The sequence below is a fragment of the Amycolatopsis sp. WAC 01375 genome, from assembly GCF_003947325.1.
In the GTDB taxonomy this organism is placed as follows: Bacteria; Actinomycetota; Actinomycetes; order Mycobacteriales; family Pseudonocardiaceae; genus Amycolatopsis.
The window spans coordinates 42,118-51,518 of record NZ_QHHW01000039.1 but is presented as its reverse complement, the minus strand read 5'-3'; the positions used below and the strand labels follow the sequence as shown (position 1 = coordinate 51,518).

Annotated in this window: 9 protein-coding genes; 5 read left to right on the top strand and 4 right to left on the bottom strand. The window is 67.8% G+C overall.

Annotated elements, in window-relative coordinates:
- Positions 1-99 precede the first annotated feature (99 nt).
- Together DL991_RS27895 and DL991_RS27890 are read right to left on the bottom strand one after the other, a co-directional pair.
- Positions 100-267, bottom strand: a complete 168-nt coding sequence (locus DL991_RS27895; protein ID WP_125787320.1) for an MbtH family protein — start codon at positions 265-267, stop codon at positions 100-102.
- Positions 268-326: 59 nt separating this feature from the next.
- Entirely contained in the window at positions 327-1,532 is a 1,206-nt protein-coding gene (locus DL991_RS27890) for a cytochrome P450 (RefSeq protein WP_125787319.1), read from the bottom strand.
- A gap of 310 nt (positions 1,533-1,842) precedes the next feature.
- Here DL991_RS27890 and DL991_RS27885 point away from each other — a divergent pair, with 310 nt between their 5' ends.
- From DL991_RS27885 to DL991_RS27865, 5 genes are all read left to right on the top strand, one after another.
- A complete protein-coding gene (locus tag DL991_RS27885; RefSeq protein ID WP_125787318.1) occupies positions 1,843-2,466 on the top strand; it encodes a class I SAM-dependent methyltransferase in 624 nt (207 codons plus the stop codon).
- Between the two features lie 163 nt (positions 2,467-2,629).
- Entirely contained in the window at positions 2,630-3,790 is a 1,161-nt protein-coding gene (locus tag DL991_RS27880) for a DegT/DnrJ/EryC1/StrS family aminotransferase (protein ID WP_125787317.1), read from the top strand.
- A complete protein-coding gene (locus tag DL991_RS27875) occupies positions 3,787-4,881 on the top strand; it encodes a Gfo/Idh/MocA family protein (protein ID WP_125787316.1) in 1,095 nt (364 codons plus the stop codon). Before DL991_RS27880 ends, DL991_RS27875 begins: the two co-directional genes overlap by 4 nt.
- Entirely contained in the window at positions 4,881-5,546 is a 666-nt protein-coding gene (locus DL991_RS27870; protein WP_125787315.1) for an HAD-IA family hydrolase, read from the top strand. The genes DL991_RS27875 and DL991_RS27870 overlap by 1 nt, the downstream gene beginning before the upstream one ends.
- A complete protein-coding gene (locus DL991_RS27865) occupies positions 5,513-6,460 on the top strand; it encodes an ROK family protein (protein WP_233599032.1) in 948 nt (315 codons plus the stop codon). The genes DL991_RS27870 and DL991_RS27865 overlap by 34 nt, the downstream gene beginning before the upstream one ends.
- 50 nt (positions 6,461-6,510) lie before the next feature.
- Here the strand turns inward: DL991_RS27865 and DL991_RS27860 are convergent, their stop codons facing one another.
- Positions 6,511-7,743 carry a class I SAM-dependent methyltransferase gene (locus DL991_RS27860; RefSeq protein WP_125787314.1) on the bottom strand — a complete coding sequence of 411 codons (1,233 nt, stop codon included), beginning with the start codon at positions 7,741-7,743 and terminating at the stop codon, positions 6,511-6,513.
- A 48-nt stretch (positions 7,744-7,791) separates the two neighbouring features.
- The gene (locus DL991_RS27855) at positions 7,792-9,204 is read right to left on the bottom strand and encodes an aldo/keto reductase (protein WP_233599031.1); all 1,413 of its coding nucleotides are present in this window, start codon (positions 9,202-9,204) and stop codon (positions 7,792-7,794) included.
- Between the last annotated feature and the right edge of the window lie 197 nt (positions 9,205-9,401).

Here is a 9,401-nt window from a genome sequence, read left to right as displayed (position 1 = left end):
GCAGCCCTCACGCCCACTCGACCCGGTGCGCGTGAAGGCCCCCTTCCCTCGGCTGAGCCGAGGGAAGGGGGCCTTCACGCGCACCCGGTCAGAAACCGGTCACGGGGTCTGCTCGATGGAGGCGAGGCACGCCTGCCGTGTGTCGGGGCCGGCGACCACGCGCCAGCCCGGGGGCACCTCGGCGAAGCGGGGCCAGAGCGAGGACTGGCCCTCGTCGTTACGGAGCACGAAATAGTCGCCGGACTCCACCTCGAACGGGTTGGCCATGAGGATCTCCTTCCGCGGTTCACCCACGGATTCGGTACTGAGGGTGGACGCCGGGGGCGTCAGAACCGGCGGACCTCGATGGGCAGCCGGTTGACGCCGATCATCGCCCACGGGTTGCGCAGGTTGACCGGGACGTCGTCGCGTACGCGGATGTCGCTGTACCGCTCCATCAGGATGCGCATGGCGATCTTCACCTCGAGCCGCGCCAGCGGCGCACCGAGGCAGAAGTGCATGCCCTTGCCGAACGTCAGGTGGGGGTTGGAGTCCCGGTGGATGTCGAACCGGTCCGGGTTGGCGAAGACGCGTTCGTCGCGGTTCGCGGTGGTCAGCCACGCCAGCACGAACGCGTCGGCCGGGATCTTCTGGCCGCCGATCTCGGTGTCCTTCGTGACCTGCCGCCCGAGACGGGGGAACGGCGGCCGGTAGCGCATCGACTCCTCGATCGCGGCCGGGATCAGCCCCGGGTCGGCCCGCAACTGTCCCCACACCTCGGGGTTCTCGTGCAGCGCGAGAACCGTGTTGCCGACCGTGGAGGTCGCGGTGACGTGGCCTGCCAGCAGCAGCAAACCAAGAAAACCGACGGTCTCCTCGTCGTCAAGCCTCGCACCGTCGACCTCGACCGCCAGCAGCTTGCTGGTCAGGTCGTCGCCCGGGTTCTTACGGCGGTCTCGGACGAACTCCAGCAGGTGCAGGTTCAGCTCACGCAGCAGCGGCGCGACGTTGTTGACCGCGCTTTCCCCCAGTTCGTCCAGCGACGCCTCCGGATCGACGTTGTGCACCTCGAAGAAGGTGTCGGACAGCCGCCGGACGAATGCCCGGTCGGTGACCGGGATGCCGAGCATCTCGGCGATGACGATGAACGGCAACGGGTAGCCCAGCTCTTCGATGAGGTCCCACTGGTTGCCACGCGCGTCCGCGTCGTCGAGCAACTGCATGGTCACCTCGGTGATCCGCGGCTCCAGATCGGCGATCATCTTCGGGGTGAACGCCCTGCTGACCATGCCGCGCAGCCGTCGGTGCGCCGGGTCGTCCGCCCGGACGAAATTGCCCTTCTTGAAGAGGTCGAAGTCCTCCTGTTTGGGCGCCAGCGGAGCGACATCGGAGGAGTACGTCACCGGGTCGGTCAGCACCTGATAGGTGTCGTGGTACCCGAGCACGTGCCACGCCTGGATCTTCTCGTCGAAATGCACGTCTCCACGCCCGCGCAGCTCGTCGAGATAGGCGAGAAAGTTGGACAGTGTCCGTTCGGACTGCTTTACGCTCATGAACTCACTTCTCTCGTACGGCCCGATTCCGCGCTACCCGTCAGTCACGGTAGTTCCGAGCCGAACCGGACGGACATCCCTCACATTGCTAGTTGTCACCGCGCGGGAATGCGCGACGGAAACGCGGGGAACACCGTCAACCCGCGCGATGGCGCGCACTGTCCGGCGTCGGGAACACTTTCCGGCCGCGGCCGGCTTCGTGGAATGGAACGGCGGCGAATTCCCGGAATCGCTGTCAGCTTGAGGGATAGTGGCGCCGTCGCCGGACTTCGTACGGTGAGGCCAATCGACAAAAAGGAGCCAGGCGGATATGGGTGGCAGCCAGGTAGAGAGCTACGACACGCACTACACCGGGGTACCGCTCTGGGACATCGGCCGTCCACAGCTGGCCATGCGCGAGCTCGCCGAGGCAGGTGCCTTCCGCGGCCGTGCCCTCGACATCGGCTGCGGCACCGGCGAGGTCGCGCTCATGGCAGCGGCGCTCGGTCTCCCGGCGGTCGGCATCGACTCGGCGCCGACAGCGATCGAGACCGCGCGACGCAAAGCACGCGAACGCGGCCTGGAAGTGCGCTTCCAGGTCGGGAACGCACTCGAGATCGGCGACCTCGACGAGCAGTTCGACACTGTGCTCGACAGCGCGCTCTTCCACGCGTTCAGCCGTCCGGAGCGGATCCGGTACGCCGCCGGCCTGGCCACCGTCATGCCGCCGGGCGCACGGTTGTTCCTGCTCTGCCTCAGCGACCGCCATCAAGCCGGCCGCGGACCGCGACGGGAGGCACAGGGCGGGATCCGCGCTCTGCGGGTGAACCAGGACGACATCCGAGCCACCTTCGCCGACGGCTGGCGGGTCGACTCGATCGAATCCGCGACTTTGGAGAACACCAGGGACGCGGCCGGGGCGCCCGCCTGGCTGGCCACGATCACCCGCACCTGAGCACTTTCCCGAGGCGAATACTCTCCGAAAGACGCCCCCTTCACTTCGAATTCCCGAAATGGGGCGTCAGTGAATTCCGGGAATCGCCGTCAGCTTGAGGGATGGTGACGACGGAGCCGCAATTCGTATCGTGAGGCCAATCGACAAAAGGAGCAAGGCAGAAATGAGTCCGCAACCCGGGCCGACCTTTCCGGATTGGCCGCAATTCGATGACACCGAACGCCGCGCTCTCGATCGTGCGCTGTCCCAGGGCCAGTGGTGGCGTATGGGCGGCAGCGAGGTGGAGAGCTTCGAGCGGGAGTTCGCCGGATACCACGGTGCCGGTCACGCCCTCGCCGTCACCAACGGAACGCACGCGCTGGAACTCGCCCTGCAGGTGATGGGTGTGGGGCCGGGTACCGAGGTGATCGTGCCCGCGTTCACCTTCATCTCCTCGTCACAGGCCGCTCAGCGGATCGGGGCGGTCGCCGTGCCGGTGGACGTCGACCCGGACACCTACAACATCGACGTGACCGCCACCGCCGACGCGATCACGCCGCGGACCAAGGTGATCATGCCGGTGCACATGGCGGGTCTCATGGCCGACATGGACGCACTGGACAAGCTCGCCTCGGACGCCGGCGTCCGGATCCTGCAGGACGCGGCCCACGCGCACGGTGCCCGCTGGCAGGGCAAGGGCGTCGGCGAGCTGGGCTCGGTCGCGTCCTTCAGTTTCCAGAACGGCAAGCTGATGACCGCGGGCGAAGGCGGCGCGGTGCTGTTCCCGGACGCGGACGAGTACGAGAAGGCGTTCCTGCACCACTCCTGCGGCAGGCCACGCACCGACCGCGGCTACCACCACCAGGTGGCGGGCACGAACATGCGGATGAACGAGTTCTCGGCCGCCGTCCTGCGTGCCCAGCTGGGCAGGCTCGACAGTCAGATCGATCTACGGGAACAGCGGTGGCGGTTCCTGTCGGCGCTCCTGGCCCGGATTCCCGGTGTCCGGCCGCAGGGCGGCGACTCGCGGGCCGACCGGAATCCGCACTACATGGCGATGTTCCGGCTTCCCGGCTGGTCGGAGGAGCGGCGCAACCTGCTGGTCGACCGGCTGGTCGACGCGGGGATCCCGGCCTTCGCGGGCTTCCGCGCCATCTACCGCACCGCGGCGTTCTGGGAGATGGGCGCCCCCGAGGAGTCCGTCGACGCCCTCGCCAAGCGGTGCCCCAACGCCGACGCGATCAGCCAGGACTGCGTTTGGCTGCACCACCGCACCCTCCTCGCGTCGGAGCAGGCGCTCAGCGACACCGCCGACATCGTGGCAGGCCTGGTGGCCGCCGGATGAGGATCCGCACCGTACTGGTCGGGTTCGGGTGGTCCGGCCGGGAGATCTGGCTTCCTCGTCTGATGGCGAGCAGCGACTACGAAGTGGTGGCCGCGGTCGACCCCGATCCGGTCAAGCGGGAGGCGTTCACCGCGGCGACCGACCGTCCGTCCTTCGACGGAGTCGACGCGCTGCGAGCCGAAGACGCCGACCTCGCGTTGGTCGCCTCGCCCAACCACCTTCACGCGGCCATCGCGCGACGGCTTCTCGGCCGCGGTCTCGCCACCTTCGTGGAGAAACCGGTCTGCCTCACGAGTGCGGAGGCGGACACACTGGCCGAAGCCGAGCGGGCGGGTGGCGGCCGGTTGCTGGCGGGAAGTGCCTTCCGGTGCCGCGCCGACGTGCGGGAGCTGACCGCTCTGGCCGGCGAGCTCGGCCACCTGCGCCACATCGACCTGGTGTGGGAAAGGGCTCGTGGTGTGCCCCGGTCACAGGGCTGGTTCACCAGCCGGGCGGAAGCGGGCGGCGGCGTGTTGTTCGACCTCGGCTGGCATCTGCTCGACGTCTTGGAGACCATCACCGGGCCGGTGGCCTTCGACCAGGTCGTCGCGTCCACTTCGCACGACCACGTCAACGACCCGCGCTGGACAGCGGCCTGGCGGCACGATCAGCCGGTGCCGGAACTCGACGCGGACGTCGAGGACACCGTGCGCGGGTTCCTGGTCACCCGATCCGGTCTGTCCGTGGGCCTTCGCGCCAGCTGGGCGGCGCACTCGGCGAGCCATGACGTCACCGAGATCCGGGTCGACGGGAGCGCCGGCTCCGCGACCCTCCGGACCACCTTCGGCTTCAGCCCGAATCGGGAGCCCCGGCCGCGGCTCAGCGTCGTACGGCGAGGCCGGACGAGCGAAGTCGCGGTCCCGGCCGAGCCGATCGGCACCGAGTACACCCGTCAGCTCGACGACCTCAGGGACCGCCTCGCCGATCCATCGGCGCGCGGATCCGCGATCGCGGGCGTACGGCGGATCGTCGGCACGATCGAGGCACTGTACGCGGCCTCGGCGACCCCGCTCCTGCCCGCCGGACCGGTCACGGCAGCGGCGGCGACCTGATGGAGAACGTAACGATGCGCAGTGTGGTGATCTTCGACCTCGACGGCGTCCTGGTGGACAGTCACGAGGTGATGGGACGGGCCTTCGCCGCGGCATACGCGGAAGTGGTCGGTACCGGACCGGCGCCGTTCGCCGAATACCAGCGTTACCAGGGCCTGTACTTCCCGGAGATCATGCGGCGCATGCGCCTGCCACTGGAGATGGAGGAACCGTTCGTCCGGGAGAGCTACCGGCTCGCGGATCAGGTGCCGGTGGTGAACGGGGTGGCCGATCTGCTCCGGACGCTCCGGACGCGCGGGTTCCGGCTCGCCGTGGCCACCGGGAAGGCCGGGCCGAGGGCTCGCTCCCTGCTGACCACACTCGATCTGATCCAGCACTTCGACCACGTGGTCGGCTCGGATGAGGTCGTCAACGCCAAACCCGCCCCGGATATCGTGCTGCGCGCGCTCAGCCTCCTCGACGCGGAGCCGGACGCGGCCATCATGATCGGCGATGCCCCGGCCGACATCCGCAGCGCCCAAGGCGCCGGGGTGACCTCCGTGGCGGCGACCTGGGCGACCGTCGACAAGGACGACCTGATGGCGGCCGGTCCGGATCTGGTCATCCACTCCCCCGGTGAACTGCTGCCGATGTGCCCACCGGTGTCGGTGCCGGGACGGCGGTGACGTCGACCTGGCTCGGCATCGACTTCGGCGGCACCAAGGTGGCGCTGCGAACGGAGACCGACGGCGGGGAAGTCCGCGAGCACGTCTTCCCGTGGCGCGGGCGCGGCCTGGAGTCCGACCTGACCCAACTGGCGGCCGAGATCGCCCGGTTCCGGCTGCGGTTTCCGGGTGGCTACGCCGGGATCGGGGTCGCGCTACCGGCCACGGTGGGAACGGACGGGTTGGTCGCGGCCTGGCCGAACCGCCCCGAGTGGATCGGCCTGGATCTGCGGCGGACATTCCGCTCGGTCTTCGGGGACGCCCCCCTGCGCTGGGCCGACGACGGGGATCTGGGCGCTCTGGCCGAGGCGCGGGCGCTCGGTTGCCCCGACCTGCTCTACGTCGGAGTGGGCACGGGAATCGGCGGTGGCCTGGTCGCGGGCGACACGCTCGTGCCGGGGCCGGAGCGCGGCTCCTTCGAACTCGGTCATGTGGTGACCGACCCGCAGGGGCGGCTCTGCGGGTGCGGGCGCCGCGGATGCCTGCAGGCCGGCGCGTCCGGGCCTGCCACGTTGGCTCGGGCGACCCGGCTGCGTGGCACCCCGGTCGGGCAAGCCGAGCTCTGCGATGGCCTACTGGCCCACGAGGAGTGGGCGGTCCAGGCCGTGGACCGCACCTGCCACCTGCTCGCGGTGGCCATCACCGGGGTCCAGGAGCTCCTGCACCCTGGCAACGTCATCTTGGGGGGCGGTTTCGCGGCCGGAGTGCCCGGGTTCGCCGACCGGGTCGCGCGCCACGTGGCGGCCTTGGCCCGGCCGGGTGTGCCTGCCCCCGTGGTGCGGGCGTCACAGCTGGGCCCACTGTCCACATTGCACGGCGCGGTCGCGCTGGCTCGCCTGCTCGGATCGGCTCCGCTCTGGCGTGCCGTCCGGTAGACGCGGCCAGGCCGCGCCGAGAACGGCACGCCGTTCTCGGCGCGGGGACGTCACACTACTTCGAGGGCGGGCATCGGGAAGACCAATTTGCCGCCTGCGGCAAGGAAATCCCGCTCCCGTTCGAGGAAACCGTCACGGTAGATCCACGGCAGTACCAGCAATTGATCCGGCCGGCGGGCCTTCGCGTCATCCTCGGACACGATCGGGATCCCGGTGCCAGGGGTGAAACACCCGGCCTTCTCCGCGCTGACCTCGCCGATGACCGGGAGGTCGGCTGTGCCGAGTCCGCAGTACTGGAGGATGACGTTGCCTTTGGTGGAGGCGCCGTAGCCAAGAGTCGTACGTCCCTGTGCCCGTGACTTCGCCAGGAACTCGACGAGTTGTTCTCGCTGCCGCTCCGCCAGTCGCGCGAAGGATTCGTAGGGGGCACGGTCGGCCAACCCTGCCTCGGCCTCGCCCCTCCGGATTCGGTCCAGCGCCCCCTCGTCGGCCGCGTGCCCGGCTCCGTCCCGGCAAAGTACCGCGCGAAGGCTGCCACCGTAGACGCTGGTGATTTCGGCGGTCAGCACGCGCAGACCGGTACGTGCGGCCATCCACTCGATCTGCTCGAGCGCGTAGTACTCGAGGTGCTCGTGGCACACGATGTCGTACGAACCGGTTTGCAGCATCGACGGCAGGTAGCTCTGCTCCATGAGCCAGACGCCGTCGTCGGCGAGGACGTCGTGGACGTCGCGCATGAACCGCATCGGCTGCGGCAAGTCGTAGAACATGGCAACCGACGTGACGATTTTCGCCCGTCTATCGCCATAACGGGCGAAAAACTCCTCCGCGGTGAAGAAGTCGCTCACCAGGTCCGCTTCCGCCGGGTAGAGATGCCCGAACTTCTTACCGACGAGGTCGAAGCCGACCAGTTTCGGCGCATCCGGGAGATAACCGCGCAACAGAGTGGCGTCGTTGCTGCCGATGTCGACCACCACGTCCGCCGGTCCGATCTCCACCATACGCCGGAGTTTCGCCACGATGTCGCGAAGGTGGTTCACCATGAAGGGGCGAATGCCGGAGCGGTAGCCGTAGCCGTCGTTGTACATCAGCTCGAAATCGGCGCTGTCCCGCAATTGCACCAACCCGCACCCCGGAGGCGCGCACTTCACCAGTTCCAAGGGAAAGGCCGGGACGACTTCATCCCGAGTACGGGGAAAGACGCCAGTGAGACACTGGTCTCCCAAATTGAGTACCGATTCGAGCTCGCGATTTCCACAAATACGACAAGTATCAATGCGCATTTACCAGGTATCCGTTCCGATAGATCTGTCCAGCCGGTCCCTCGGTGATCATCCCAGCCAAGCTTCCGGCGCAGGTCCTCCTGACCACGAAACGGGGAAGATCGACTCCAGTTCGTCCATTTCGTCGTCGGCGAGCTTCAGGTGTGTCGCGCGAAGTGCGGAGTCAAGCTGGTCAGGGGTACGAGGGCCGATGACGGCGCCAGTGACGCCGGGTCGAGACAACACCCAGGCCAGCCCCACTTCGGCGGGGTCCGCGCCCACACTCTGGCAGAACTTCTCGTAGGATTCGACAGCCGACCGAAGCGCGGGAAGCGATGCTTGCGCCCTGCCCTGCGCGGACTTGACCGCCGTGCCCTCCCGCAACTTTCGCAGTACGCCACCGAGCATCCCGCCGTGCAATGGCGACCACGCGAACACACCGACCCCGTACGCTTCAGCTGCCGGCATCACTTCCAATTCGGCATGACGCACGGCCAGATTGTAGAGGCATTGGTGAGCGACGATGCCGAGCCGGTGCCTGCGGGCGGCATTCTCTTGGGCGGCGGCGATATGCCAGCCTGCGAAATTGGACGATCCGACGTAGCGCACCTTTCCACTCGCCACCAGGACGTCCATCGCCTCCCAGACCTCGTCCCATGTCGTCGTCCGGTCAACCTGATGCGGCTGGAATATGTCGATATGGTCGACGCCGAGACGGCGCAGAGATCCTTCGCAAGCTGCGATGACATGCCGGGACGAGAGGCCGCCGTCGCCCGGCCGGTCGGTCATCTGGCCCCCGACCTTGGTGGCCAGCACGATGTCCTCCCGCCTGCCACCGCCGCGGGCGAACCAGCGCCCCAGCAGCTCCTCTGTGTGTCCTTTGTGGACCCTCCAGCCATAGATGTCCGCGGTGTCAATGCAATCGATCCCGCGTTCGCGCGCATGGTCCAAGAGCCGCAGCGCGTCTTCGTCCGGCACGCGGCCACTGAAGTTCACAGTACCGAGCCAGAGCCTCGTGGTGCGGAGCCCCGACCGGCCAATCGGCACGCGTTCCGCGAGACTCGGGCCTGTTGTCATCGTGAGCACCCCCGTCGGTTCCCGAAAGTCGAGCGGGACCGCAGTTATTCTGCCGCTCCAGTGCCGCTCAAACAACGTTAAGGTGGGTAGTCGAGTCCGCGGTTTTGGAGCTCGCGAAGCGGTGAAGCGGACGGGCGACGAGGCCGTCGTTTCCTGGCGAAGATCGAGTACATCCGCTGCAGCGAACGAGAACCGGGCGACCCGCGTCTCTCCGGCCTGGATGTCGAGCGCGGCGTTGATCAGGTGGGGGTCGTCCCGGTCCCGCCCCCACGACGATGTCAACGGGTCGACGGCGCTGCCAGTGGGAGCACGCGAAGAACTTGCCAACGCAAACTTCGAATGGACAGAATCCTGGTATCGTACGAAATGAACAGAGGTCGGCATCGGAATGCACTGCCGCGTCATGTTCGAAACCCTCCACACCCACTGTGTCCGGGAACTGGGCAAGGTGACACCTCGTTCAGCGGACCTATAGGGGAGTCATGGTTTCCCGGCCACCGCACGTGGCAGTCCGAGGAGGGTCGCCGTTTCTACCGAACTGACACATAGCGACCACGTCAACATTCAACTGCGCGGTGTTTCCCAACTGCGCAGTGTTTCTC

Bases quoted from the DNA above. Each gene is read 5' to 3' on its own strand.
- DL991_RS27895 (WP_125787320.1), bottom strand. From the start codon at position 267: ATGGCCAACCCGTTCGAGGTGGAGTCCGGCGACTATTTCGTGCTCCGT.
- DL991_RS27855 (WP_233599031.1), bottom strand. From the start codon at position 9,204: ATGACGCGGCAGTGCATTCCGATGCCGACCTCTGTTCATTTCGTACGA.
- DL991_RS27885 (WP_125787318.1), top strand. From the start codon at position 1,843: ATGGGTGGCAGCCAGGTAGAGAGCTACGACACGCACTACACCGGGGTA.
- DL991_RS27870 (WP_125787315.1), top strand. From the start codon at position 4,881: ATGGAGAACGTAACGATGCGCAGTGTGGTGATCTTCGACCTCGACGGC.
- DL991_RS27880 (WP_125787317.1), top strand. From the start codon at position 2,630: ATGAGTCCGCAACCCGGGCCGACCTTTCCGGATTGGCCGCAATTCGAT.
- DL991_RS27875 (WP_125787316.1), top strand. From the start codon at position 3,787: ATGAGGATCCGCACCGTACTGGTCGGGTTCGGGTGGTCCGGCCGGGAG.
- DL991_RS27890 (WP_125787319.1), bottom strand. From the start codon at position 1,532: ATGAGCGTAAAGCAGTCCGAACGGACACTGTCCAACTTTCTCGCCTAT.
- DL991_RS27860 (WP_125787314.1), bottom strand. From the start codon at position 7,743: ATGCGCATTGATACTTGTCGTATTTGTGGAAATCGCGAGCTCGAATCG.